A 24,937-nucleotide genomic window follows, 5' to 3' on the forward strand; every position below is an offset into this window, starting at 1 on the left:
GAATTACCGCCGATTGGCTTCCCCTTGCGCTATAGGTTTTATTATTTGCGCTTGCGATTGGGCATATGAACGGCATGACCGTTCACTGCCAAAGCAGCTTCCTTGACAGCCTCCGAGAAGGTCGGATGACCAAATACGGTCATGCCGATATCCTCGGCGGTTGAACCGAACTCCATGGCGATTGCCACCGACTGCACCAGGTCAGATGCGCTGGGGCCCACAATGTGGCACCCGAGAACACGGTCTGTCTTGGCGTCTGCGATCATTTTCACGAACCCGTCAGCCTCGTCGGCTGCAACGGCGCGACCTACGGCCATAAACGGGAAGATACCGACGTTATAGGCGTCACCGTCGGCTTTTACCTGCTCCTCGGTGCGGCCGACAGCGGCCACCTCGGGGTGGGTATAAATGACGTTGGGGATAATATCATAGTTTACCATCGGCTTCTGACCCGCGATGCGTTCAGCCACCATAACCCCCTCTTCGGAGCTTTTGTGCGCCAACATCGGGCCACGAACCACGTCGCCTACCGCCCAGACGCCGGGGGCGTCGGTGGAACAGAGGTCATTGACGTAGATAAAACCGCGCTCATCCAGGTTAACACCGCTGTCCGCAGCCAGCAGACCCTGGGTGTAAGGGCGGCGGCCGACACAGACGATCAGCTTATCGAAGGTCTGCTTCTGCTCGTTGCCATCCTTATCGGTAAAGGTGACCTCTACCTCTTCACCCTTGATCTCGGTGCCGGTTACGCGGCAGCTGAGGCGGATATCCAGGTGCTGTTTCTTGAGGATCTTCTGCGCTTCCTTGGCCACCTGCTGATCCATCATGGCGAGGAAGTTATCCATCGCTTCCAGCAACACGACTTCAGAGCCCAGACGGCTCCAGACACTGCCCAGCTCCAGGCCGATTACACCGGCACCAATAATGCCGAGGCGCTTGGGCACTTCGCTGAACTCCAGCGCACCGGTGGAATCCACGATCAGCTTGCCATCCACAGGCGCTGAAGGAATATTCACAGGTACAGAGCCGGAAGCCAGAATCACGTTGTCGGCTTCCAGGATCTTCACTTCGCCTTTGGCGTCGGTCAGTTCCACCTTGCGGCCGGCCAGCAGCTTGCCGGTGCCCGCCAGGGAGGTCACACCGTTGGCCTTGAACAGGCCGCCGATACCGCCGGACATCTGCTGTACCACTTTGTCCTTGCGCTTCATCATGGTGGAAATATCGATGGTCACATCACCGGTCGCGATACCGTGGGCGCCGTAGGCTTCCTTAACCTCGTGGTATTTGTAGGAGCTGTCCAGCAGCGCCTTGGAGGGGATACAACCCACGTTCAGGCAGGTGCCCCCGTTTTTGCCCTTTTCAATACAGGCGGTTTTGAGGCCCAGCTGTGCGGCACGAATCGCGGCTACGTAGCCGCCAGGGCCCGAGCCGATGACGATCACATCGAATTTTTCCGACATACTTTTAGTCCTGTTTAACAAATTTAAAACTGTATCTCAGCGATATCAGGTTACAGGCTGATGACCACTGCATCGCGGGCCACAGTGTGTGGCCCGACGTCACCTCAGAGTTCCAGCAGAATGCGCGCCGGATCCTCGATCATGTCCTTGATGGCCACCAGGAACTGCACAGCATCCTTACCGTCGATCAGGCGATGATCGTAGGACAGGGCCAGGTACATCATCGGCAGGATCTTCACTTCGCCATTAACCGCCATGGGGCGCTCTTTAATGGAGTGCATGCCGAGAATCGCAGTTTGCGGAGGGTTGATGATTGGTGTGGACATCAACGAGCCAAACACACCACCGTTGGTGATGGAGAAGGTACCGCCGGTCATCTCTTCCATGGTGAGCTTGCCAGCCTGGGCACGGATACCGAAATCACGGATAGTGTTCTCCACCTCGGCAATGCTCATATTCTCAACGTCACGCAGCACCGGCACCACCAGACCTTTGTCGGTAGAGACCGCCACACTGATGTCCTGGTAGCCGTGGTAAACAATATCGTTACCGTCGATTGAGGCATTCACCGCCGGGAAACGACGCAGGGCTTCAACCGCCGCTTTAACAAAGAAGCCCATGAAACCCAGGCGGGTGCCATTGTGGGACTTCTCAAACTGGTCCTTGTACTTGCTGCGCAGAGCCATAACAGGAGCCATGTTCACCTCGTTAAAGGTGGTCAGCATGGCGGTACCTTGTGCGGTTTCCATCAGACGCTCGGCGATACGCTTGCGCATACGGGTCATTGGAACGCGCTTCTCGATGCGCTCACCGGCAATCACAACCGGCGCTTCCGCGGCCTTCGGCGCTGCTGCAGCGGCTGCAGGCTTGGCAGTACCGGCATTCTCCACGTCTTCCTTGGTGATGCGACCGTCTTTACCAGTGCCCTTCAGGGTGCTCAGGTCCACACCCTTTTCTTCTGCCAGCTTGCGGGCAGAGGGGCTGGCAAAGCCGCCTGCGGCACCTTCGTCGGAAGCTTCCGCAGCGGCCGGCGCTGCAGCCGCCGGGGCAGCAGCGGCCGGAGCATCGCCCTCGGCAAAAATCGCAATCACCTCATTGCTGAGGATGGTTTCACCCTCACCCTTGAGGATTTCGCTGAGAGTGCCATTGGCAGGTGCGACTACTTCCAGCACCACCTTGTCAGTCTCGATGTCTACAATCAGCTCGTCACGGGCAACCGCTTCGCCTGGCTGCTTGTGCCAGGTAGCTACGGTACCGTCCTGTACGGATTCGGGAAAAGTCGGAGCTTTGATTTCAATTGTCATTCTGTTGGTTCCTTTAGCTCTTCGGCTATCGTTGTCGCGGCGCCTGAAGGCACGTTCGAAAGTTCAATTAACCGTAAATCAATCAACGGTGAGCGCGTCGTTAATAAACTTGCTCTGCTCTTCAAGGTGAATGGACATGTAACCCGCTGCAGGTGCAGCAGAGGCTTCACGACCAACGAAGCTCAGATACAGATTTTCATCAATCTCCTGCAAGACACGACGCATATGGTGCTGGCTGCTGTACCAGGCGCCCTGGTTCATCGGCTCTTCCTGACACCACACCACTTCCTTCAGATTGACGAATTGTTTCAGCACGTTCTTCAGCTCTTCTTCCGGGAACGGGTAGAGCTGCTCCAGGCGAATCAGCGCCACGTCCTGGGTCTGACGCTCCATGCGCTCTTCCAGCAGGTGGTAGTACACCTTGCCGCTGCAGAGCACGGCGCGCTTGATACCTTCAGGTGCCAGTTCCTGCTCACCGATCACGTTCTGGAAGGTGCCATCTGCCAGCTCCTCCAGCGTGGAGGTTGCCAGTTTGTGGCGCAGAATCCACTTCGGACTCATGACCACCAACGGACGACGCATCGGACGCACCGCCTGACGGCGCAGCATATGGAACACCTGTGCCGGCGTGGTTGGGATACACACCTGAATATTGTGCTCGGCACACAATTGCAGGTAGCGTTCCAGACGGGCGGAAGAGTGTTCCGGACCCTGGCCTTCATAGCCGTGTGGCAGCAGCATCACCAGACCGCAGAGACGGCCCCACTTGTGCTCACCACTGGTGATGAACTGGTCAATGACCACCTGGGCACCGTTGGCGAAGTCACCGAACTGGGCTTCCCAGATCACCAGCGCATTGGGCGTGGTGGTGGCATAACCGTACTCAAACGCCAGCACCGCCTCTTCCGAGAGCAGCGAGTCGAAAATATCAAGCGGACCCTGCCCCTCACTGAGGTGACGCAGTGGCAGGTAGCTGGAACCGTCTTTCTGGCTGTGCACCACCGCATGACGATGGGAGAAGGTACCACGACCCACGTCCTGACCGGTCAGGCGCACACGGAAGCCCTGCTCCAGCAGTGTGGCATAGGCCATGGTTTCCGCCATACCCCAGTTGATGGGCATGGCACCACTGGCCATCTTGCGACGGTCGTCATAGATCTTCTGTACCTGCTTCTGTACCTGCACACCATCGGGGATGTGGGTGGCACGTTGCGCGAGATCCTGCAGCGCCTTCATCTCATAGGAGGTGTCAGCGGGAGTCTGCCAGTCGTGGCCGATATAGGGGCTCCAGTTCACGAACAGGGATTCATCCGGCTCGCTCACCAGGCCCTGGGCTACATGCTCACCACGATCCAGCGCCGCACGGTATTCGTTGCTCATCTGCTCAGCATCGGTCTCGCTGACCAGCCCCTGGCCAACCAGCTTCTCGGCGTACAGTGCGCGAGTGGTCTTCTGCTTGCGAATGGCTTTGTACATCAGCGGCTGGGTCGACGAAGGCTCGTCGGTTTCGTTATGGCCACGGCGACGATAGCAAACCAGGTCAATCACCACGTCCTTGCGGAACTCGTAGCGGTAGTCCATCGCCAGCAGGGTGACAAACAGAACCGCGTCGGGATCGTCCGCGTTGACGTGGAAAATCGGCGCCTCAATGACTTTCGCCACATCGGTACAGTATTCCGTGGAGCGGGCATCGTCACGACGGCTGGTGGTAAAGCCCACCTGGTTGTTGATCACCACGTGGATGGTGCCACCGGTGTGATAAGCACGGGTACGGGACATCTGGAAAGTTTCCATGACCACACCCTGCCCGGCAAACGCCGCATCTCCGTGCACGGAGATCGGTACCACTTTCTGGCCCAGGTGATCGTCACGGCGATCCTGACGGGCGCGCACGGAACCCTCAACCACTGGCGACACAATCTCCAGATGAGACGGGTTGAAGGACATGGCAAGGTGAACTTCACCGCCCGGAGTCATGACGTTGGAGGAGAAGCCCTGGTGGTACTTCACGTCACCGGAACTGTCGATGATGCGCTTGCCTTCAAACTCATCAAACAGGTCGGCGGGGTTTTTACCCAGCGTGTTGACCAGCGTGTTGAGGCGGCCGCGGTGGGCCATGCCCAGCACAATCTCTTTGGCGCCGTGCTCACCGGCACGACGAATCAGACCGTCCAGCAGGGGAATGAAGCTCTCGCCACCTTCGAGGCCGAAACGCTTGGTACCCGGGTATTTACTGTCGAGATGACGCTCAAGGCCCTCAGCAGCGGTCAGGCGCTCCAGTACACGCTTGCGGAAGTCCTCGGTAAAGACCGGCTTGGAGCGGACGCTTTCCAGTCGCTGCTGCAGCCACTGCTTCTCGGCGAAGTTGGTGATGTGCATGATTTCCGGACCAACCGAGCCACAATAGGTCTGCTCCAGGTTATCGATCAATTCACGCAGCGGGGCTTCATCGGTACCAAAGAAGGTGGGGCCGGTCTGGAAAACGGTATCCAGATCCGCGGGAGTCAGGCCATGAAAGCCCAGATCAAGATCAGGCACCTGCTCGCGCACCATCAACCCTAATGGATCGAGCTTGGCTTTCTGGTGACCGCGGAAACGATAGGAACTGATCAGCTGAACGACCTTAACCTGCTTGCGCTCGTGTTCGATATTGGCGCCACCGGAACCCGGGGCCGCTATCGGACGAGCACGCTTTTTACCCAGCAGCTCAAAGTGTTCACGGATGACCGAGTGCGGTACATCCTGAGAGACAACGCCTTCAACACGGGGCAATTGCTCAAAGTAATTACGCCACTCCTCAGGAACGGCATTTGGATCGTGTAAATAGGTATCGTAGAGCTCTTCGACGTAGGCCGCATTCCCACCCGAAATATGGGAAGTCTTCCACAATCGCTCCATGATGCTGTCTTGCATTTGTGCCCACCTTTAATCAGGGTCTGGCTGCGGATGCAAGTCAAAAGCGAATCTGTTGTCAGTCTCCGGCTTTCCCCAGCCTTTCCGGACGCAGCAATCTACGACGGACGAGTCAGAGAGCACACAAAGTTGCCCGCAGGCAAAACTCGGCAGTGCGTGAACCCGGTGAGCAAAGCAAGCCAACAAACACGCTTTCTTCTTCACACAGTCAGCCCGATTCCGATGTACGGAATCATATACCCCGCTATTTCTAGCGTTTAGCCAACTTAAGAAGCCCGGAAAACACTCCGGGCTTCGCTTATTCCACTCTGCTCCCTCACGGGCGCCGGGCGGATTACAGTTCAAATATTCGTTGCCCGGGCTTCGGTCGCACTGAATTCCGGGCTTTGGGTCTCTGCACTAAATAGTCACGATTGCAGGGGTGCCGCCTCTTTGCGGGCGGCTTCTCCCTCAGGTTCCGCTGGACAACAACATGTTGCGGATGTGGCCGATGGCGCGAGTGGGGTTGAGACCCTTCGGACATACGGACACACAGTTCATGATGCCGTGGCAGCGGAATACACTGAACGGGTCATCCAGGTTAGCCAGGCGCTGCGCAGTTGCAGTGTCGCGGCTGTCCGCCAGGAAGCGATAAGCCTGCAGCAGACCGGCGGGACCGATAAACTTATCGGGATTCCACCAGAAAGACGGGCAGCTTGTCGAACAACAGGCGCACAAAATACACTCGTACAGACCATCCAGCTTGGCACGGTCTTCCGGAGACTGCAGGCGCTCGATAGCTGGCGCCGGAGTGTCGTTCTGCAGGTACGGCTCGATTTTCTTGTACTGAGCGTAGAACTGGCTCATGTCGATGACCAGGTCACGAATCACAGGCAGGCCGGGCAGCGGACGCAGGATCAGCTTGCCGCCGGACACAGACTCGGACAGAGGCTTGATACAGGCCAGGCCGTTCTTGCCATTGATGTTCATGCCGTCGGAACCACACACACCTTCACGGCAGGAGCGACGGAACGCCAGAGTCGGATCCTGGGCCTTGAGCAGCTCCAGCACATCCAGAACCATCAGGTCTTTACCCTGAGTGTCCACCTCGTAGCTTTGCATGTAGGGCGCAGAGTCGGTCTCTGGGTTGTAACGATAAACTTCTACTTTCAACATAATTCTGCCATCCCCAAATCAATAGGTACGAATCTTCGGCTCGAACGCTTCCATGGTCTTGGGTGCGAAGTTAACCGCACGCTTGCCAACACGTTTCTCAGCCGGGAAGTACATAGAGTGACACAGCCAGTTTTCGTCATCACGATCCTGGAAGTCTTCGCGGGCGTGTGCACCACGGGACTCTTTACGCTCTTCAGCGGCAATGGCAGTCGCCTCAGCAACTTCCAGCAGGTTCTGCAGTTCCAGTGCTTCGATACGGGCAGTATTGAAGGCGTTGGACTTGTCTACCAGCTTGACGTTGGCGATACGCTCGCGCAGCTCGGCCAGCTTGGAGATACCCTGCTGCATGTACTCACCCTTACGGAATACACCGAAGAAGTTCTGCATGGTGTTCTGCAGCTCCTTACGCAGTTCCGCCGCGCCTTCACCATTGTTGGTGTTGTTGACGCTGTTGAGGCGGGACATGGCGGCTTCCAGATCGGAATCGGTCGCTTCACGGTGCTCAATGCCTTCACGCAGCGCCTTCTCGATGTAGAGACCGGAGGCGCGGCCAAATACCACCAGGTCAAGCAGGGAGTTACCGCCCAGACGGTTGGCACCGTGTACGGATACACAAGCCACTTCACCACAGGCGTAGAAACCCTCAATCACCTGATCGTTACCATTGGCATCCTGGGTCAGTGCCTGACCGTGAATGTTGGTAGGAATACCACCCATCATGTAGTGACAGGTTGGTACCACAGGGATTGGCTCTTTCACCGGATCCGCGTGAGCGAAGGTACGGGACAGCTCCAGAATACCTGGCAGCTTGGCGTTCAGGGTCTCTTCGCCCAGGTGATCCAGCTTCAGGAACACGTGATCGCCTTCCGGACCACAACCGCGGCCCTCGAGGATTTCCAGTACCATGGATCGTGCCACAACGTCACGACCGGCCAGATCTTTGGCGTTAGGGGCATAACGCTCCATGAAGCGCTCGCCGTCCTTATTGACCAGGTAACCACCCTCACCACGACAACCTTCAGTTACCAGTACACCGGCACCGGCGATACCGGTTGGGTGGAACTGCCACATCTCGATGTCCTGCACCGGGAAGCCGGCACGCAGGGCCATACCGATACCGTCACCGGTATTGATGTGGGCATTGGTGGTGGAAGCGTAGATACGGCCGGCACCGCCAGTGGCGAATACGGTCGCTTTGGACTTAACGTAAACAGTCTCACCATCTTCAATGTTGATGGCGATAACGCCAGTGACAACGCCGTCCTGGTTTTTCACCAGGTCAACAGCGAACCACTCGTTCATGAACACGGTGTTGTTCTTGACGTTACCCTGATACAGGGTGTGCAGCAGCGCGTGACCGGTACGGTCGGCAGCAGCACAGGTACGGGCAGCCTGGCCACCACGACCGAAGTCCTTGGACTGACCGCCAAAAGGACGCTGGTAAATACGGCCATTCTCTTTACGGGAGAAAGGCAGGCCCATGTGATCCAGTTCGAAAACCGCTTCCGGACCTACGGAACACATGTATTCGATGGCATCCTGGTCACCGATGTAGTCAGACCCCTTGACGGTGTCATACATGTGCCAGCGCCAATCGTCATTCGGATCTTCAGATGCAATCGCACAGGTAATACCGCCCTGGGCGGAAACTGTGTGAGAACGGGTTGGGAAAACCTTGGTAATTACCGCAGTTTTGTAGCCGGACTGTGCCAGCTGCAGGGCTGCGCGCATACCTGCGCCGCCACCGCCGATCACAATACCGTCAAAAGAAATCGTACGCATGTTCGCCATTGCTTAGAACCCCCAAAGAATTTCAATGCCCCAGACCACATAGGTCACGGTAATCACGCCCAGTACCACCTGAGCCAGCAGGCGCAGAACAGTGGCTTTGGCGCCCATCATGCGGTTGGTGATGTAGTCGGTGAGCACAGCCCAGAGACCAATCCAGGCATGGGCAGCAATGGACAGCAGTGTGGCCAGACTGAATATACGCATCCACAGGTGGCTATAAAGGCCTTTCCACTCGGCGTAAGTCATCTCGGGCGTACAGAGAATAAAGGCAACAATAAAGACCAGGTAAGCTGCCATAACAACGGCACTTACACGCTGGATCAACCAGTCGTAGAGTCCGCTACGACCAAAACTAGTTACTGCGGTTACCATACCCATACCCCCGCCAGAATGATTAATACGATGGCTACTACCAGAAGGATCTTGGCCCCCAAGCGCCCACCTTCCAGAGTTTCACCAATGCCGCAATCCATGATCAGGTGGCGAACGCCAGCTACCATGTGATAAGCCAAAGCCGCCAGAGTACCCCAGATCAGAAACTGAATCAGAGGCTGCTGCAGACTGTTCTGCAGAGACGCAAAACTTTCAGCGGAATCCAGACTGCAATCCAGCATACTCAGGAGTATGGCAACGCCGGCAAACAGGATGACACCGGAAACGCGGTGCAGAATGGAGACATAAGCGGTGATGGGTAGTTTTATTGTGGCAAGGTCGAGATTGACAGGTCTGTTCTTGTTCACGGTTAAGTCACACCTTTTCCAGCCCGTTGCCGGGCAAATATGTAGATTTCAGCCGAAGCTGTGCATCCCCCAAGCATAGGCAGTTGAGACAGATAGTGCCAACGAGGCCAGCTGCAAGACGCGCAAAATTATAGAGACCTGCCTGTAAAAAAACAACAAAATAGGACTCTCGACCAAAGTCGGGGTACCCTGCCCGCCGGCACCCAAAGCCACACCCCCTCCAACCACAGCAAACACAGCCCTTTGCGCCCACCCCTTCCCGATGCGCGAAGCCGCTGCCAACTTAAATACCCATACAGGGCAGGCACTTACTGCACCACAACAAAGCAGGAGACAATAAAAGGAAGGAATTCCGCACCACAAGAGACCACTGATTAAATTGCACTCAGGCGACAACCCTTTTGCGGTCGCAATTCAGCGGATCCCGGGTTCTGGCACCGAATTTGAATTGACAATCCCGAGCGGCTCCTTATAGTGTCCCCGGCCTCAGAATCCGATTCTCGAAGAGGCCCTTCTGGGCTAGAATCGGCTTCCTTACACAATTTTTAGAACAGGAGTCCGTAATGGCTGATAAGAAAGCGCACCTTTCGGTCGACGGTTTGGATAATTCCTTCGAGCTTCCCATTTACTCTGGAACCGTTGGTCCAGACGTGATCGATGTCAGCAGCCTGGCCGGTCAAGGTTACTTCACCTACGACCCAGGTTTCATGTCTACCGCATCCTGCGAATCCAAACTGACCTACATCGACGGCGCCAAAGGCGTGCTGCTGCACGGTGGCTACCCCATCGAACAACTGGCAGCCCATTCCGACTACCTGGAGACCTGCTACCTGCTGCTGAACGGCGAACTGCCAACTGCAGAGGAAAAAGAAGAGTTCGTAGACATCATCACCAACCACACCATGGTGCATGAGAACATCGCTCACTTCTTCCGTGGCTTCCGCAGCGATGCCCACCCCATGGCCATAATGTGCGGCGTTGTGGGTGCACTCTCCTCTTTCTATCACGACTCTCTGGACATCAATAATCCGGAGCACCGCAAGATCTCCGCTCACCGCCTGATCGCCAAGATGCCGACCCTGGCCGCCATGTGCTACAAGCACCACGTAGGCCAGCCGTTCATGTACCCGAACAACAAGCTCTCCTACGCCGAGAACTTCCTGCACATGATGTTCGGCACCCCTTGTGACGATCCGGAAGTCAATCCTGTGCTGGCGAAAGCCATGGACAAGATCTTCCTGCTGCACGCTGATCACGAGCAAAACGCCTCTACCTCTACCGTGCGTCTGGCCGGCTCCTCCGGTGCCAACCCATTTGCCTGTATCGCAGCCGGTATCGCCACCCTGTGGGGCCCTGCCCACGGCGGCGCCAACGAAGCTGTACTGAACATGCTGAAAGAGATCGGCTCCGTAGAGAACATCGACAAGTTCGTCGCCAAGGCCAAGGACAAGAACGATCCTTTCCGCCTGATGGGCTTCGGCCACCGCGTTTACAAGAACTTCGACCCGCGCGCCAAGGTTATGAAAGAGACCTGCGACGAAGTGCTGAGCGAGCTGGGCATCAAGGACCCAATGCTGGACATTGCCATGCGTCTGGAGCAAATCGCCCTGGAAGACGAGTACTTCATCGAGAAGAAACTCTACCCCAACGTCGATTTCTACTCCGGCATCATCATGAAGGCTATCGGTATCCCTACCGACATGTTCACCGTGATCTTCGCCACCGGCCGCACCGTAGGCTGGATTGCCCACTGGCACGAAATGATCAGCAACTCGTACAAGATTGGCCGTCCACGCCAGCTGTACACCGGTGCCGCTCCCCGCGACTACGTCTCTATCGACAAGCGCTGAGCAACACCCAGCAAAAAAGGCCGCACTTGTGCGGCCTTTTTTGCTTGTAGATTTTCTACAAAATCTTTCCGACAACCCCCTCTCAGGGCTGGCCCGCCCCCAATTCCTCCCCCAGGCGCCGATTCAGGTCCCCCCACTGAGGCAGACTTTGCCCGGCATCACTGCTGATCTGGCGGTGGCGATCCCTGGCCAGCCAAAGCCCCAGACCGTTAAAACTGTAGACAGGCAGTAAATCAGGCCTCTGCGACGCGGGCAGCAGGGTCTTGTTGATATTATCCAGAATCCAGGGCTCGGCATCCGGTGACGGATAGTAAGCCAGCACCATGTGGGCCTGGTCGTACTCCAGCGCCTTGACGTAGGTGATCCGCAGCTTGTCCAGCATCAACCCCTCATCGCTGAGGGTGAAGTATTTGCCGATAGAGAAATCCTCGCAGTCCCCCCCATTGGTGGCCAGCATTTCCACCGGGGTGGCCCAATAATCCTCCTGCCCCCAGTGCTCCTCGTCGCTGACCCAGGAGAGCCGGTTAAAGAAGTTATTCGCCGACCTCACTTTTTCCAGCTCCGCCAGCTCAACACGGGCCCCCACATCCTCCATCAACTGCTGCCAGGTCTCCACCCGATGGCGGGCCCGACGACCGTACTCCTTCTCCACCCGCTCCAGCAGTTGCTGATCCCTGACCTCACCGGTCGCCCCCGCCTCCACAGGCAGCAGCCCCAGCGCCAGCAAGCCCAATACACTGCACTTCAGCTGCGCACGCCTCCGCCAAACATCCCTCATCGTACCCACCCTTCTTGCCGGACCATCAAGCAGAAACCCCTGCGACCGGCTCACAAATCACTCGTGCAGCTCCGGCCAAGTGGCTATGATCCCTACCCCACTCCACTTCCCGGGCCATTCATGTCCACCCTCACCAACCGGCCTGCCGCCGGCATCCTCTACGCACTGGCCAGCGCTTTGGTCGGCAGCACCGCTGGTGCCGCCGGCAAATTGATCAGCGATGACCTGGGGCCATCGATGATTGTATTAATCCAGTACAGCATCTGCCTGATTGCCATGCTGCCATTGCTGTGGCGCAACGGCCCCGCTGTCTGGCGCAGCCAGCGCCCCCTCACACACCTGCTGCGGGGAATCGGGGGCTGGCTGAGCTTCTTTGCCTATTACACTGCCCTGAGCGGCATTCCTCTGGTAGACGCCAATTTATTGCGCAACACCGCGCCCCTGTTCGTCCCCCTGGTTACCCTGATCTGGGCCGGGGTACTGGTGCCGCGAAGCCGCTGGCTTCCCCTGAGCGTCGGATTCTTCGGCGTGATACTTATCCTGCAACCGGGTCACAGCACCCCCTTTAACGCCTATTACCTCGTTGGTCTTGCATCGGGAGCACTGCTCGCTGTCTCTATGGTAGGTACTCGCCAGCTCTCCTCCACCGAGTCTAGCAGCACCATTATGCTCTTCTATTTTCTCTTGTCGTTTTTGCTGAGCCTGCCGCTGGCGATACTCCACTGGCAGCCGGTTGCCTGGCACACGGCACCTTATCTGCTCTATATCGGGATCTCCATCTTTCTCGCCATGTGGCTTTATACCAAGGCCTACAGCTACGCCAAGCCGTCCATTGTATCCCCCATGAGTTACTTCGCGGTGATCTTTTCGGGGCTGCTCGGGTGGTTACTCTGGGACCACTTACCCGGCGCCCTGTCGCTGGCCGGCATCGCTCTGGTCGTCAGCGCCGGTGTCGGCACCGTCTACCTCGGCAATCGAACCACCAACCTCGCCAAAGACGAATAAAAGAGCATCTTTCGCCTGTCGATCATTTTGGTGCACCAAAAACAAAATATATAGTTGATCAGACACTTTTATATTTATGCAGCACAGAAATGGTGCGCTCCCGCACCAATATTTGACAGCGCCGGCATCGTTTACTTACAAAAGCAGACCAAAGAAAGTAAATATATCCAATAATTTCATAGACTTACAATTTCACACACAGTTGGCATGGCCATTGCTCTAGCGTGAGGCAGGCAGGATTGACCTGTTTTTCCTAACCCATAAGACCTGAGAGACGTTACCCCATGTCATACATCGAACCTTCAGAATTCGCCACCAAGATGGTGGATCAGGGCGAATCCAAAATATACATGTCCGCCAAGGACACGGTTGTAAGGGCCTTTATGGCTGGCGCCATCCTGGCTCTGGCTGCATTTTTCGCCATTACCGTTACCGTTAAAACCGGCAATCCGCTGGTGGGTGCAATCCTGTTCCCGGTTGGCTTTATCATGCTCTACCTGATGAAGTTTGACCTGCTCACCGGCGTGTTTACCCTGGTGCCCCTGTCCGTGATCGATCGCCGCCCCGGCTGCACCTGGAACCAGGTGTTCCGCAACTGGGGGCTGGTATTCCTCGGTAACTTTGGCGGCGCCCTGACCGTAGCCTTCTTTGCTTCCTTTATCCTGACCTATGGATACAACATTGACGGCGGCGTGATTGCCGAGAAAGTAAGTCACATCGGTGAATCCCGTACCCTGGGCTACAAGGAGCACGGCGTAGCAGGTTGGTTTACCATCTTTATCCGCGGCATGCTGTGTAACTGGATGGTATCCATGGGTGTTGTAGGCGCCATGATCTCCACGTCAGCTTCCAGCAAAATGGCCGCCATGTGGATGCCGATCATGCTCTTCTTCTACATGGGCTTCGAGCACTCCATCGTTAACATGTTCCTGTTCCCCTTCTCCATGATCATGGGTGGTGACTTCACTCTGGTGGACTACTTCCTGTGGAACGAAATCCCCACCGCACTGGGCAACCTGGTGGGCGGATTCCTGTTGGTGGGCCTGCCGCTGTACCTGACTCACGTACGCACCAGCCCCAACCGCACCCTGGCCTGATCCGCAAGGCAATAAGGAACGGCGCCATCCCTTTTTAGTAAACGGGTGGCGCCAACCCAATTATGCGCAAGTCGTTACAAGTCATCGTTGGCGCCCACAGCAGCGCCGGCCGTAAATCCATCAACCAGGATTTTCACGGCTCCCGAATTCCGGAAGAACCCTTGCTGACATCCAAGGGTATTGCCATTGCCCTGGCGGATGGTATCAGCAGCAGCAAGGTCAGCCAGGAAGCCAGTACCGCCTCTGTGCGCAGCTTTCTCGAAGACTACTTCTGCACCCCGGAAACCTGGTCTGTAAAAAACTCGGCACTGCGAGTCCTGCAGGCCACCAATTCCTGGCTCTTCGCCCAGACCCGCTACAGTCCTCACCGCTTTGACCGGGAAAGAGGCTATATCTGCACCTTCAGCGGCCTGATTCTCAAATCCACCACCGCTCACGTATTTCATGCCGGCGATGCCAGGGTCTATAAACTCCAGGGTGATCAACTGGAACAGCTGACCCAGGACCACCGGCATTATGAATCTGCAGAGAGCAGCTACCTCACCCGCGCCCTGGGGATTCACCAAACCGTGGAACTGGACTATCTGTCACTGCCGGTGGAGAGCGGTGATACGTTCGTGCTGGCCACCGATGGCGTCTACGAATTCATCCCTGCAGAGGCCATCGTGGCGTTGTTGCAGCAGTATGGTGATGACCTTGAGCGGGCGGCAGCCGCCATCATTGACCGGGCACTGGATTCCGGCAGTGATGACAACCTGACCGTGCAATTGCTACGTGTCAAACAGTTGCCGGAGCGCAACCTGCAGGAGCTGCAACAGCAGAGCCTTAACCTGCCGCTACCCCCGCAACTGCGGCCGCGCATGGAATTTGAAGGCTACCTGATAACCCGCGAGCTCTACATCAGCAGTCGCAGCCATGTCTTTCTCGCCCGGGACCTGGAGAGCGGTGAACAAGTGGTGATCAAAACCCCTTCACGGGAGATGAGCGCCGACCAGACCTACCTCGAACACTTCCTGATGGAGGAGTGGATCGCCCGCCGGCTCAACAACCCGCACGTGCTGAAGGCACCGCCGCTGGCGCGCCAGCGAAAATCCCTCTATCTGGTGACCGAATTTGTGGAGGGCCAGACCCTGGCGCAGTGGATTATCGACAATCCCCAGGCACCACTGGAATCCGTCCGCTCTATCATCTCGCAGATTGCCAAAGGCCTGCAGGCTTTCCATCGCCAAGAGATGCTGCACCAGGACCTGCGCCCCAACAACATCATGATTGATGCGGGAGGCACGGTAAAAATCATCGATTTTGGGGCTGTCCATGTTGCCGGCCTGGCGGAGCTGCAGCCGGAAGCCCCGCAGCAGGTACCCGGCACCGCCCAATACACAGCACCGGAGTATTACCTCGGGGAATCAGGAACCCCCGCCTCGGATGTCTACTCACTGGCGGTCATTGCCTACCAGATGTTATCGGGGCAGTTTCCCTATGGCAGCAACGTGGCCCGTACCCGCAGTCGAGCGGCGCAGAACAAACTTAGCTACCACTCTGTGATGACGGATGACCTGCAAGTACCCCTGTGGGTGGATGAAGCCCTGAAAAAAGCGACTGCGGTGGATCCCCGCCGGCGCTACAGGGAGGTATCGGAGTTTGTGCACGACCTGCATAAGCCCAGCGCCGCGTTCAGCAGCCGTCACCGGCCGCCGTTGCTGGAGCGTAATCCGGTGCAGTTCTGGCAGTGGGTATCGTTTATTTTGCTGGTGATCGTCATTCTGCAAGCCGCCTACCACTGACGACGTGACTCAGCTCAGGGACGGGTGTTCGCTTCCAGTTCCGCGAGAATGCGCAGCGCCTGTTCACGGCTGTCACCACAGAACTCCCGCTCTGCCTGAAACTCGCGGCAGAAGCGGGGATAGTCAGCCTGCTCCCATATCCGGCAACTCATTGTGACCTGATCCAGGTTTACACAGGGCACACCCGCCGGCTTACCCTGAGGCATGCCGGGTATGGGCTGCACGATCAACGGGGCAATACAGCAGGCACCGCAACCTTTGCGACACTCCATACCGGACTACCCATTACCCGCCTGTGTCGATGAGCTGGCATCCACAGTGCCAAGGCACTGTTCAATCTCTGCCGCCTGCAAAGATTCCTGCTCCAGCAGCGCATCAATCAGCATCTGCAGTTGCGGACGGTGACTCTGCAGCAGTTGCTGCACCTGCTCCTCCGCCTGTTTAAGCAGCCGTGACACCTCACTGTCAATCTGCTGCGCCAGAGCTTCACTGTAGGGTCTTGGCTCCGTCAGCTCCCGGCCAAGAAACGGGTGGGTCTCGCCTTCGGCAAAACCGATCGGGCCCAGCGTCTCACTCATGCCCCAGTTCACCACCATCTGCCGCGCCAGCCGGGTCGCCTGTTTGAGATCTTCTGCGGCGCCTGAACTGGTATTACCGAACATCAGTTTCTCCGCACCGCGCCCGGCAAGGAATATGTTCAGGCGATCCATCAGATAGGGTTCATCAAAGTTATGCCGCTCCTCTTTCGCCATCTGCTCGGTCATCCCCAACGCGCGGCCGCGCGGCACAATGGTGATTTTCTGCAACGGGTCAGCATGCGCGGAAAACCAGGTCACCAGTCCGTGCCCGGCCTCATGACAGGCAATGCGATGGCGCTCACCGGGATTGAGCAGGTGCGGGCGCTCCTCCCCCATTAACACCTTGTCACGGGCATGGGCAAAGTCGTCGGCACTCAGATTCGAATGCTGCTCCCGCGCGGCCCGCAATGCCGCCTCGTTAACCAGGTTCTCAATGTCGGCTCCGGAAAACCCGACGGTCAGGTTGGCGAGGTCATCCAGGCTGACATCGTCCGCCAGTGGTGTGTGCCGGGTATGCACCTTGAAGATCTCCCGCCGCGCCGTTTTATCAGGCAGATCAAGAATCACCTTGCGATCAAAACGACCCGGGCGCAGCAACGCCGGATCCAGAACATCGGGGCGGTTTGTGGCCGCCAGCACCACCACCACATCCTCCGGTTCAAAGCCGTCCATCTCGGCGAGAATCTGGTTCAGGGTCTGCTCACGCTCATCATTGCCGCCGCCAAGCCCGGTGCCCCGCACTCGCCCCACCGAATCTATCTCATCGATAAAGATCAGCGCCGGGGCCTCCTTGCGAGCCATCTGGAACATGTCACGCACCCGCGATGCCCCCACCCCTACATAGAGCTCGATAAACTCGGAACCGGTGATGGAGAAAAACGGCACGCCGGCCTCTGCGGCCGTAGCCTTGGCCAGCAATGTCTTGCCCGTACCGGGGGCTCCCATCATCAACACCCCCTTGGGAATCTTGGCCCCCAGGGCCTGAAAGCGGGCCGGTTCCTTGAGGTAAGCAATGATGTCGCCCAGGTCCTGCTTGGCCCCTTCGAGGCCGGCAACGTCATCGTAGGTAGGCCCACTGTCACTGCGCTGGTAGCGACGGGCTTTGGACTGGGAAAAATTGAGTAGGCCGCCACCGCCCATCCGCGATTGCAGCGAGCGTGACAGGAAGACAAACAGCGCGATCATCAGCACCCACGGCAAAAATCCCAACAGGATGCTGAGCCACACCGGTGATTCATCGGAGAGCACAGTGACGTCCACATCACCGTCCTCCAGAGTTTGTAACAGGGTATCGCCGGCAAAGGCAGGCATGCGGGTACGAAAGTCAGCGCGCTTGCCGGTACTGGTGGCGGTACCACTGCCGCTGCCGCTGTAAACGCCCTGCACATCGGCGCCGCGAATCTCCACGCTGGCGACCCGCTGCTGCTCAAGCGCCTTGACGAATTGCGTGTAGGAGATGGTGTCCGGTGGAGCCGGCTGCTGATAGACACTGAAGTAGTAGAGCAGGAAGAGAACCGCCGCCAACCAGATAAACCATGGATCGCGAAACAGCTGTGGTTTTTGTGACGATGAGGATTTGTCGGGGGGCGTTTTGTCCATGTTACTCTCTGCGGAGTCTGTACGAATTATGGATTGGCAGCCTGGGACATACTGGCCAGAGAGGCGATGCTACCTCTAACGGAAGGCCGGAGGCTCGCGCTTGCCAGCCACACCAGGCGGGCGGACAGCAAGCGCAGTCGACAACTCAGTTGAGGGTCATCACATCCACTTTCAGGGCCGACATCACGCGCTCTGACGTATTACCACGCATGGCCATCAGCAAACCCTTGCGGCGCAGGGTACCAATCACCACGATATCCGCGGAAATCTCCTCGGCCAGTTTGGATACAACCTCATCCGCCGGCCCCTGCAGAATGTGCAGCTTGTCCGCCTCAATACCGATGCTGCGCATCATGTTGCCACGGTCCGGGTAACTGAGGGAGTCCGAATAGGCATTTACTACCTGGAAGTCGGCGTCGTAGTGCTCTGCCAGCCACTTGCCGCGGGTCAGGATGCGGGTATTCAGGTCTTCATACTCCGGCGAACGATCCTGCATTTTAACGGCAGCCAGAACCACCTCGCGCTTGCTGGGAACACCAGGACGGCAGATCACCACCGGACACTTGGCGTGGCGCATCAGCTGCCACTTGTTATCGGTAAGGCGATTGCGTGAACGCTGTGCCGAGTAGTCAGACAACAGGATCATATCCGGATCGGTTTTCTCTGCCGCCTGCAAAATCGCCTCATACCAATCGGTCGACCAGCAGATCACCAGCGTGTAATCCAGCTGCTGCTCATCAAGGGGGCGACGCAGGGCTTCGAACCAATGGTTGTCGCGATAAATGTCCGGATTGTCGGCGTCCATGGAAGTCGCAGCAGGGTCTACGCCCACGAAAATTTTCAGCTTCGGCTTCACCTCGCGACGGCGGGAGGTAATCAGGGCGCGCTGCAGGGCAATATGCTCATCCTGGGTAGGATCAACGACAATAAACAGTGTATCCGGGTTGGCCATATTATTTGTTTTCCAGTTCCTGGTGAATTCACTAACAGTCTATGCCGGCTTGTATGGCCGGTTGTTGACAGTGGCCAGTCTAACAACTGGTGTCAGTGCCAGCGAGCAGATTTTTGCCGCCACCACAACCCTCAGCGCGCTTAGACCTTAGTTGACGTGTATCAACGGCAGTCAGCCAGCAGCTGTTTAGACTGGCCCCATATAATTCAAATCCTCCCGAGGTGGGCCATGTCATCCCATACCTTTCCGCTGACAGAGACCAGCACAACAGACCAGGCCGGCAGCTACACCGCGAGCGGCTGCTGGGAACAAGCCTATGCCGAACACGGCGTGGACCCGGAGGATCTCCACATCACACCACTGCGCCAGCAGCAAGCCTCACCACTGGGATTGAGCTTCTACGCCCCGCCCCAACTGCAACGCCAGTTACAAAGCAGTCCCTACTCGCCCCGCCACCTGCTGGACGCCATGCTCAGGGAGCTGGGGCAGCGCAGCGAAGACACCGGGCGGCGCAAGGTGCTGTGCCTCTATTGGCACCTGCCCCACGATCTGCTGGACGACGCAGAAGTCACCGAATTTATGTATTTTGTCGGCCGTCGCTACCCCCTGGGGGACAACCCCGAGGTAGATTACTGTGTCGGTTTCAGTGGCAACGACCTGCAACCGGGGCGGCTGGCATTGTTTAAGGGACTTGGTTTTAACCACTTGCAGCTGGTGTGGGACGGACAGCAGTCAGGCCCGCAAACGGATCTGCCCACCGTTAACGGGGAGGCCCTGCTGACCCGCGCCTCGGCCTACTGCCAGCAGTTCCACTTCCGCCACTTCAGCCTGCGACTGGAGCACCCCCTGCCCCACCTGGAGCGCACCCTGAGGGCTATGGAGACGGCCGGTATGCGGCTGCCCGAACGCATTGTTGTGACCCCCGACAGCAGCGCCGGGTTTGAGCGTTTCAGCGAGCAGTTCCGGGCCCTGCGACAGCTGCAATACCGGGTGCTGGGCAACGATTGCTTCGTGCGCAGCGCTTCCCCGCTGGCCAATGCACAAGCAGAGCACCACCTCACCCTCAATACCGAAGGCTATAACCACCTCGGCGTGCACGACGTGGTGGGGCTGGGCCCGGGTAACCGCAGCAGTCTGGGCCACCTGCGCCAACTCAATCCGGCAACCCTGACCGACTACCTGCGCCTGCAGCCCCGCCTGCTGTTTGCCCCCCTCCCCAATGCCCGGCTGAAAGCGTTTATCGACTCACTTCTGTGCTATCACAGCGCGGACCTGAAATACCTGCAGGATCGCTACCAGCTCAACCTGGAAACCATCCTGCAGCGCTGGCGAGAGCAAGAGCAGACACCCGGGGAGCTATTCAGCATCAACAACAGCCAGATACACCTGACCGAGTGCGGAATTCTGCGCCTGGCGACCCTCTGCAAACAGGCGCTAAACCCTGGTACAGACTCTTGATTCCAGCGTCGAAAGCACGAGTATCCATTTGACGCCATACCGGTGCTATAGCAAAATATCGGCTCTACCCGCCACCCGTGTTCCGCACGTCCCCAGATAGAGCCAGCTTCATGAGTGATACCAACGCCACATGCGCCAAACCGGTTCAACGCTGTCACCACAATCCTCTTGTGTCCTGTGGCGACTGTCGGCTCAACGCGATCTGCCTGCCCATCAGCCTGCATGTGGAAGATATCGACAAGCTGGACCAGATCATTCAGCGCGGCCGCCCACTGCAGAAGGGCGAGTACCTGTATCGCTCCAACGACCAGTTTACGTCGGTATTTGCCGTTCGTTCCGGCACCATCAAGGCGGTCAACATCACCAACGACGGTGAAGAGCAGGTCACCGGATTCTATCTGCCGGGTGAAATTCTCGGCATGGATGGCATCGCCCAGAATCACTACACCAACTCCGCCATTGCCCTGGAGACCTCGGCAATTTGCGAAATTCCCTTCTCCCGCCTGGAAGAGCTGAGCCTGCGCCTGCCTTCACTGCAGCGACACTTCTTCCAGCTGATGAGCAAGGAAATTACCGCCGACCAGCAGTTGATCACGCTGCTGAGCAAGAACAGCGCCGACGAACGCATCGCAGCCCTGCTGCTGAGCATCTCCGCCCGCAACCAGAACCGGCACCTGTCGGCAACCTCTTTCCGCCTGCCCATGTCGCGCTCCGATATCGGTAACTACCTGGGCCTGACCATCGAAACCGTCAGCCGTGTATTCAGCCGCTTCCAGAAAAAAGAGCTGCTGGCAGTGGATAAAAAAGAGATCAATATCCTGGATATGGACGGACTGAAGAACGTCGCGCAAGCACAACCCGCCAGTCGCAGCTGACTCCTTGCAACGCTCGCACCCCGGCCAGCAGATCCAGACAGACACAAAAAAGCCCGGTATATACCGGGCTTTTTTTTGGTTCACAGGCAAGCGTTCAATCAGAACTTGTAACCAACGTTGAGCTGGTAGACCCATGGGTCGATCTCAACATTATCAATGGTAATGGTGTTGGCACCCGCAGTGATTTCAGCATCGGTGTCGATGTCAATCCAACGCAGGGAAGCGTTTACCTGCCAGTTGTCATTGAGCTGCACATCCACGCCCACCTGCAGTGCCAGACCAATGGAGTCATCCAGTTCCAGGTCTGCAGAGCCCAGTACACCCTCCAGATCGGAAGAGACATCTTCTTCAAAGAACATGGTGTAGTTAATACCGGCACCTACGTAAGGCGCGATCTGGCCCGCAGAACCCATAGGGTACCAGACAGCGGACAGCGTCGGTGGCAGGTGGCTGGTTTCGCCCGCGTCTACCTTGCCCAGACCCAGCGCACCGGTATCGGCAGTGATGTCATGGGTAAATGGTGTCGCCGCCAGCAGCTCAACACCGAAATCGCTGTTGATCATGTAGGTGACGGTCAAGCCGAGCTGGGTATCGGAATCCACCTCCACTTCACTGCCACTGATCGCACCACCGTTCAGGGCCAGTGGGTCACTGCTGTCATCGGGAGCCACGTGTGCCACACCGGCACGTACAATCCAGTCACCTGCTTCATAGGCATTGGCCTGCATGGCAAAGGTTGCACAGGAAACCGCAGCAGCCAGGGACAGATGCTTAAATACCTTATTCATATTCCGCTCTCTCTTTCAGGGTATATCTTGTTGTGATGGGTGCATTACAACGGAAAGCGGCACAAGGTTTCTTGATCTGGATTAAGTCTTTTACAACTCCCGCGCGACACGGGACAATTGCGCAAACCCCACCGGAGTGATGGTAATGACAACTTCCCGACTGGACACTTCCCGACTGGACAGAGTCCTGCAGCTTATTGACGAGCGCAACGCACAGGACCCCCGCAGTGAACTGCTTGAAAACCAGGACATACCCAAAGAGCTTCTCTATGGCCAGCGCATGAGCGCCACACTGCAAAACTTCAAGCCCGATGCCGGCGAACTGTTGCAGATCGCTTGCCGCGCACAACATATCGAGCGCTGGATCCTGCCGCGCAGCGACTACCCCATGGATCGCCAGGGCTACAAACAGTGGCGTACCCAACTGGCCCAGCACCACGGCCAACTGACCGCGCAACTGATGGCCGGGTGTGGTTACAGTGAAGACGAGCAGCAACGGGTCGCGACCATCCTGCAGAAAAAGCAGCTCAAGCGGGACGCGGAAGTCCAGACCCTGGAGGACGTCGCCTGCCTGGTGTTCCTGGAATATTACCTGAACGAGTTTGCCGGCAAGCACGAGCACCAGAAACTGCTGGATATCGTGCGCAAGACCTGGAACAAAATGTCCGACGAGGGACACGCTGCTGCCCTGCAATTGCCCCTCTCCGCTAACATGCTGGATATGGTCAAGGAAGCGCTGGGCCTGTAAGCATGACCTACCTGACGTTAAAAACTGTGCACCAGCTGCTGGTGGCGATGAGCGTTTCGTTCTGGATGTTGCGTCTGCACTGGCAACGTCGCAATACGCTGCAAACCAAAGGCGCCTGGCCACGGCGGCTGGCACCAATGATTGATACGCTGCTGCTGGGCAGCGGACTCTGGCTTATACACCTGACAAACTTCACACCCTTTAACAGCCACTGGCTGACCGCGAAACTGGTTTTGCTGATTTGCTACATCCTGTTGGGGGCCATGGCCCTGAACTACGGCCGCCCCCGACATCGCGTCGCCTATTGCAGCGCCGGCATAATTTGTGTGCTGCTTATGATTCTGCTCGCCAGGTTCAAACCTGCCTTGTGATAGGGACATGCCTCCGCCATAATCCGGGGCCATTTGGCATCCGGTGCAGTCCGGTGCCTTACCCAGCCATACCTGACCTAACGGATTGATAACAAGACGCTCATGTGGTTTAAAAATCTTCTCGTATACCGTTTTACCCGCCCCTTTGATCTCTCCCCCGAACAGCTCGACGAACAACTGCGCAAGGATCAGTTCACCCCCTGCGGCAGCCAGGAGACCAGCCAGGCTGGCTGGGTATCCCCCATGGGCGACCTCAGCCAGGAGCTCTGCCACACCGCCAATGGCTGCATCATGCTCTGCGCCCGCAAGGAGGAAAAAATCCTCCCCGCCGCCGTGGTCAGGGAAAGGCTCGAGCAGCGTGTGCAGGAGATAGAAGCCAAAGAAGATCGTCGTGTCTATCGCAAAGAGAAAGAGACACTCAAGGAAGAGATCATTTTCGAGTGCCTGCCCCAGGCCTTCACCAAATCACGCCGCACCTTTGGTTACATCGACACCCAACAGGGCCTGCTGCTGGTGGATGCCTCCAGCTATGCGGCCGCCGAAGCCTGGATCAAGCTGCTGCGCGAAAGCATCGGCAGCCTGCCGGTGATTGCGGTGCAGGTGGTTGATACCCCGGCGCGGGTCATGACCGACTGGCTGCAGGGGGGCGAACTGCCGGAGGCACTGGAGAACGGTGACGAATGTGAGATGCGGGAGGCCAGTGAAGGCGGCGCCATTGCACGGATGAAGAAGCAGGATTTGAGCGGCGACGAGATCGAAGCCCACCTCTCCGCCGGCAAACTGGTGCATAAGCTGGCCCTGCAGTGGGACGAGCAAGTGCAGTTTGTGCTGCAGGATGACCTGGCCATCAAGCGCCTGCGCTTCAGCGAAAAACTGGTCACCGAGGCTCAGGACGCCTCAGACGGGGACAAGGCCGCCCAGTTCAACGCTGACTTTGCCCTGATGACCGGCACGCTGCAGGAGCTGCTCCCTGCCCTCTTCAGCTGGTTTGGAGGCGTCAACGACCACACCCCGGTGTAAAGGTCATTTACGGCCATGTTGGCGCTCATATCTACATATTAATTGACACAATGCCAGAGCGTGACTTAAATCACGATCGTACCCAGAGACGCCGTGGCCCGACCACGGCTCATAATAAACATAACAGTACTCAGGTGTGTCACTATGAAAACCTTCACCCTCCCGGTGTTGCTGGTCCTGCTGCTGCCTTGCCTGGCGCAGGCGGAAGACGACTTCCCCAGCTATCTCTCACCCAAATATTGCACAGACGTAAAGCTCGACTTTATGACCAGCTCCATGAAGAGCCTGCGTCGATACCGCGACTCCCAGCTCGCCTCCCGTCATCGCGGCGGCATGAACAATATCCGCACCTACCTGATGCAACGGCAGGAGTGGCTACTGGAATGCGACAGCTATCTGCAGGCCACCCGTGAAACCCGGCTGTTCAAGGATGACGCCACCTCGGCCAACATCTTCAACGCCATTGAAAGCGTCAGCAGCGAGCTGCAATCCCTGATCGCAGGGGTCAGCTATTCCGTGGAGCCAGGTGGTGAAATCACCGATGTCGCTTCGCAGAAGTTCGACCGACTGTTCAAACTGGTGGATGATCATCAGACCTTGCTGATGATGAGAGGACAGTTCGTAGCCCGCTAATGACGGGCACGTTCACTGCACAGACAACAGGTGCCGGG

General features: G+C 57.4%; 22 protein-coding genes. 10 read left to right on the forward strand and 12 right to left on the reverse strand.

The annotated features are described in order from the left end of the window. Positions 1-41 precede the first annotated feature (41 nt). From lpdA to sdhC, 7 genes are all read right to left on the reverse strand, one after another. A complete protein-coding gene (gene lpdA / locus GSF27_RS05210; RefSeq protein ID WP_160966372.1) occupies positions 42-1,460 on the reverse strand; it encodes a dihydrolipoyl dehydrogenase in 1,419 nt (472 codons plus the stop codon). 104 nt (positions 1,461-1,564) lie between these two features. Further along, positions 1,565-2,764 (reverse strand): 2-oxoglutarate dehydrogenase complex dihydrolipoyllysine-residue succinyltransferase, encoded by a 1,200-nt coding sequence (odhB, locus tag GSF27_RS05215; RefSeq protein ID WP_160966373.1) that lies wholly within the window; start codon positions 2,762-2,764, stop codon positions 1,565-1,567. A gap of 78 nt (positions 2,765-2,842) precedes the next feature. Then, positions 2,843-5,677 carry a 2-oxoglutarate dehydrogenase E1 component gene (locus GSF27_RS05220; protein ID WP_160966374.1) on the reverse strand — a complete coding sequence of 945 codons (2,835 nt, stop codon included), beginning with the start codon at positions 5,675-5,677 and terminating at the stop codon, positions 2,843-2,845. A 450-nt stretch (positions 5,678-6,127) separates the two neighbouring features. After that, positions 6,128-6,832, reverse strand: coding sequence for a succinate dehydrogenase iron-sulfur subunit (locus GSF27_RS05225; protein ID WP_160966375.1), 705 nt, complete (start codon positions 6,830-6,832; stop codon positions 6,128-6,130). An 18-nt stretch (positions 6,833-6,850) separates the two neighbouring features. Beyond that, on the reverse strand, positions 6,851-8,623 hold the full coding sequence (sdhA, locus tag GSF27_RS05230) for a succinate dehydrogenase flavoprotein subunit (RefSeq protein WP_160966376.1): 1,773 nt from the start codon (positions 8,621-8,623) through the stop codon (positions 6,851-6,853). A gap of 3 nt (positions 8,624-8,626) precedes the next feature. Next, positions 8,627-8,995 (reverse strand): succinate dehydrogenase, hydrophobic membrane anchor protein, encoded by a 369-nt coding sequence (gene sdhD, locus GSF27_RS05235; protein ID WP_160966377.1) that lies wholly within the window; start codon positions 8,993-8,995, stop codon positions 8,627-8,629. Continuing rightward, a complete protein-coding gene (gene sdhC / locus GSF27_RS05240) occupies positions 8,989-9,363 on the reverse strand; it encodes a succinate dehydrogenase, cytochrome b556 subunit (protein ID WP_160966378.1) in 375 nt (124 codons plus the stop codon). Before sdhC ends, sdhD begins: the two co-directional genes overlap by 7 nt. A gap of 563 nt (positions 9,364-9,926) precedes the next feature. On the opposite strand from sdhC, the gene gltA reads away from it, so the two are divergent. Further along, positions 9,927-11,213 carry a citrate synthase gene (gene gltA, locus GSF27_RS05245; RefSeq protein WP_160966379.1) on the forward strand — a complete coding sequence of 429 codons (1,287 nt, stop codon included), beginning with the start codon at positions 9,927-9,929 and terminating at the stop codon, positions 11,211-11,213. Between the two features lie 82 nt (positions 11,214-11,295). Here the strand turns inward: gltA and GSF27_RS05250 are convergent, their stop codons facing one another. Beyond that, positions 11,296-11,991, reverse strand: a complete 696-nt coding sequence (locus tag GSF27_RS05250) for a transglutaminase-like cysteine peptidase (protein WP_160966380.1) — start codon at positions 11,989-11,991, stop codon at positions 11,296-11,298. 120 nt (positions 11,992-12,111) lie between these two features. Here GSF27_RS05250 and GSF27_RS05255 point away from each other — a divergent pair, with 120 nt between their 5' ends. The 3 genes from GSF27_RS05255 (at position 12,112) to GSF27_RS05265 (ending at position 15,877) form a co-directional block, all read left to right on the forward strand. Further along, positions 12,112-12,996: a DMT family transporter gene (locus GSF27_RS05255; RefSeq protein WP_160966382.1), complete on the forward strand. Its 885-nt coding sequence runs from the start codon at positions 12,112-12,114 to the stop codon at positions 12,994-12,996. Between the two features lie 284 nt (positions 12,997-13,280). Beyond that, complete coding sequence (locus tag GSF27_RS05260) at positions 13,281-14,093, forward strand: formate/nitrite transporter family protein (protein WP_160966384.1); 813 nt, start codon at positions 13,281-13,283, stop codon at positions 14,091-14,093. Positions 14,094-14,155: 62 nt separating this feature from the next. Then, positions 14,156-15,877 (forward strand): bifunctional protein-serine/threonine kinase/phosphatase, encoded by a 1,722-nt coding sequence (locus GSF27_RS05265; RefSeq protein ID WP_160966386.1) that lies wholly within the window; start codon positions 14,156-14,158, stop codon positions 15,875-15,877. Positions 15,878-15,891: 14 nt separating this feature from the next. Here the strand turns inward: GSF27_RS05265 and GSF27_RS05270 are convergent, their stop codons facing one another. From GSF27_RS05270 to GSF27_RS05280, 3 genes are all read right to left on the reverse strand, one after another. Then, positions 15,892-16,149 (reverse strand): YkgJ family cysteine cluster protein, encoded by a 258-nt coding sequence (locus tag GSF27_RS05270; protein ID WP_160966388.1) that lies wholly within the window; start codon positions 16,147-16,149, stop codon positions 15,892-15,894. A 6-nt stretch (positions 16,150-16,155) separates the two neighbouring features. Beyond that, the gene (gene ftsH / locus GSF27_RS05275) at positions 16,156-18,054 is read right to left on the reverse strand and encodes an ATP-dependent zinc metalloprotease FtsH (RefSeq protein ID WP_160966390.1); all 1,899 of its coding nucleotides are present in this window, start codon (positions 18,052-18,054) and stop codon (positions 16,156-16,158) included. A gap of 145 nt (positions 18,055-18,199) precedes the next feature. Further along, entirely contained in the window at positions 18,200-19,006 is an 807-nt protein-coding gene (locus GSF27_RS05280) for a universal stress protein (protein WP_160966392.1), read from the reverse strand. A gap of 228 nt (positions 19,007-19,234) precedes the next feature. Here GSF27_RS05280 and GSF27_RS05285 point away from each other — a divergent pair, with 228 nt between their 5' ends. Beyond that, positions 19,235-20,464: a hypothetical protein gene (locus GSF27_RS05285; protein ID WP_160966394.1), complete on the forward strand. Its 1,230-nt coding sequence runs from the start codon at positions 19,235-19,237 to the stop codon at positions 20,462-20,464. A gap of 110 nt (positions 20,465-20,574) precedes the next feature. Then, positions 20,575-21,339, forward strand: a complete 765-nt coding sequence (fnr, locus tag GSF27_RS05290; RefSeq protein WP_160966396.1) for a fumarate/nitrate reduction transcriptional regulator Fnr — start codon at positions 20,575-20,577, stop codon at positions 21,337-21,339. Between the two features lie 98 nt (positions 21,340-21,437). Here the strand turns inward: fnr and GSF27_RS05295 are convergent, their stop codons facing one another. Further along, positions 21,438-22,127 (reverse strand): OmpW family protein, encoded by a 690-nt coding sequence (locus tag GSF27_RS05295; protein ID WP_160966398.1) that lies wholly within the window; start codon positions 22,125-22,127, stop codon positions 21,438-21,440. Between the two features lie 145 nt (positions 22,128-22,272). On the opposite strand from GSF27_RS05295, the gene GSF27_RS05300 reads away from it, so the two are divergent. The 4 genes from GSF27_RS05300 (at position 22,273) to GSF27_RS05315 (ending at position 24,899) form a co-directional block, all read left to right on the forward strand. After that, the gene (locus GSF27_RS05300) at positions 22,273-22,875 is read left to right on the forward strand and encodes a DUF4202 domain-containing protein (RefSeq protein ID WP_160966400.1); all 603 of its coding nucleotides are present in this window, start codon (positions 22,273-22,275) and stop codon (positions 22,873-22,875) included. Positions 22,876-22,877: 2 nt separating this feature from the next. Further along, on the forward strand, positions 22,878-23,246 hold the full coding sequence (locus GSF27_RS05305; RefSeq protein ID WP_160966402.1) for a SirB2 family protein: 369 nt from the start codon (positions 22,878-22,880) through the stop codon (positions 23,244-23,246). A 102-nt stretch (positions 23,247-23,348) separates the two neighbouring features. After that, entirely contained in the window at positions 23,349-24,266 is a 918-nt protein-coding gene (rdgC, locus tag GSF27_RS05310; RefSeq protein WP_160966404.1) for a recombination-associated protein RdgC, read from the forward strand. A 144-nt stretch (positions 24,267-24,410) separates the two neighbouring features. Then, positions 24,411-24,899, forward strand: coding sequence for a hypothetical protein (locus GSF27_RS05315; RefSeq protein ID WP_160966406.1), 489 nt, complete (start codon positions 24,411-24,413; stop codon positions 24,897-24,899). Positions 24,900-24,937 lie beyond the last annotated feature (38 nt).

Origin of the sequence: Pseudomaricurvus sp. HS19 (assembly GCF_009857815.1) — a bacterium.
In the GTDB taxonomy this organism is placed as follows: Bacteria; Pseudomonadota; Gammaproteobacteria; order Pseudomonadales; family Cellvibrionaceae; genus Pseudomaricurvus.

Excerpts from the sequence above, each read along its gene's own strand:
- sdhD (WP_160966377.1), bottom strand. The coding sequence starts at position 8,995 with ATGGTAACCGCAGTAACTAGTTTTGGTCGTAGCGGACTCTACGACTGG.
- odhB (WP_160966373.1), bottom strand. The coding sequence starts at position 2,764 with ATGACAATTGAAATCAAAGCTCCGACTTTTCCCGAATCCGTACAGGAC.
- GSF27_RS05305 (WP_160966402.1), top strand. The coding sequence starts at position 22,878 with ATGACCTACCTGACGTTAAAAACTGTGCACCAGCTGCTGGTGGCGATG.
- GSF27_RS05270 (WP_160966388.1), bottom strand. The coding sequence starts at position 16,149 with ATGGAGTGTCGCAAAGGTTGCGGTGCCTGCTGTATTGCCCCGTTGATC.
- GSF27_RS05225 (WP_160966375.1), bottom strand. The coding sequence starts at position 6,832 with ATGTTGAAAGTAGAAGTTTATCGTTACAACCCAGAGACCGACTCTGCG.
- GSF27_RS05255 (WP_160966382.1), top strand. The coding sequence starts at position 12,112 with ATGTCCACCCTCACCAACCGGCCTGCCGCCGGCATCCTCTACGCACTG.
- GSF27_RS05265 (WP_160966386.1), top strand. The coding sequence starts at position 14,156 with ATGCGCAAGTCGTTACAAGTCATCGTTGGCGCCCACAGCAGCGCCGGC.
- GSF27_RS05300 (WP_160966400.1), top strand. The coding sequence starts at position 22,273 with ATGACAACTTCCCGACTGGACACTTCCCGACTGGACAGAGTCCTGCAG.
- GSF27_RS05250 (WP_160966380.1), bottom strand. The coding sequence starts at position 11,991 with ATGAGGGATGTTTGGCGGAGGCGTGCGCAGCTGAAGTGCAGTGTATTG.
- GSF27_RS05280 (WP_160966392.1), bottom strand. The coding sequence starts at position 19,006 with ATGGCCAACCCGGATACACTGTTTATTGTCGTTGATCCTACCCAGGAT.
- GSF27_RS05260 (WP_160966384.1), top strand. The coding sequence starts at position 13,281 with ATGTCATACATCGAACCTTCAGAATTCGCCACCAAGATGGTGGATCAG.
- ftsH (WP_160966390.1), bottom strand. The coding sequence starts at position 18,054 with ATGGACAAAACGCCCCCCGACAAATCCTCATCGTCACAAAAACCACAG.
- sdhA (WP_160966376.1), bottom strand. The coding sequence starts at position 8,623 with ATGGCGAACATGCGTACGATTTCTTTTGACGGTATTGTGATCGGCGGT.
- GSF27_RS05315 (WP_160966406.1), top strand. The coding sequence starts at position 24,411 with ATGAAAACCTTCACCCTCCCGGTGTTGCTGGTCCTGCTGCTGCCTTGC.
- fnr (WP_160966396.1), top strand. The coding sequence starts at position 20,575 with ATGAGTGATACCAACGCCACATGCGCCAAACCGGTTCAACGCTGTCAC.
- gltA (WP_160966379.1), top strand. The coding sequence starts at position 9,927 with ATGGCTGATAAGAAAGCGCACCTTTCGGTCGACGGTTTGGATAATTCC.
- lpdA (WP_160966372.1), bottom strand. The coding sequence starts at position 1,460 with ATGTCGGAAAAATTCGATGTGATCGTCATCGGCTCGGGCCCTGGCGGC.
- GSF27_RS05220 (WP_160966374.1), bottom strand. The coding sequence starts at position 5,677 with ATGCAAGACAGCATCATGGAGCGATTGTGGAAGACTTCCCATATTTCG.
- GSF27_RS05295 (WP_160966398.1), bottom strand. The coding sequence starts at position 22,127 with ATGAATAAGGTATTTAAGCATCTGTCCCTGGCTGCTGCGGTTTCCTGT.
- rdgC (WP_160966404.1), top strand. The coding sequence starts at position 23,349 with ATGTGGTTTAAAAATCTTCTCGTATACCGTTTTACCCGCCCCTTTGAT.
- GSF27_RS05285 (WP_160966394.1), top strand. The coding sequence starts at position 19,235 with ATGTCATCCCATACCTTTCCGCTGACAGAGACCAGCACAACAGACCAG.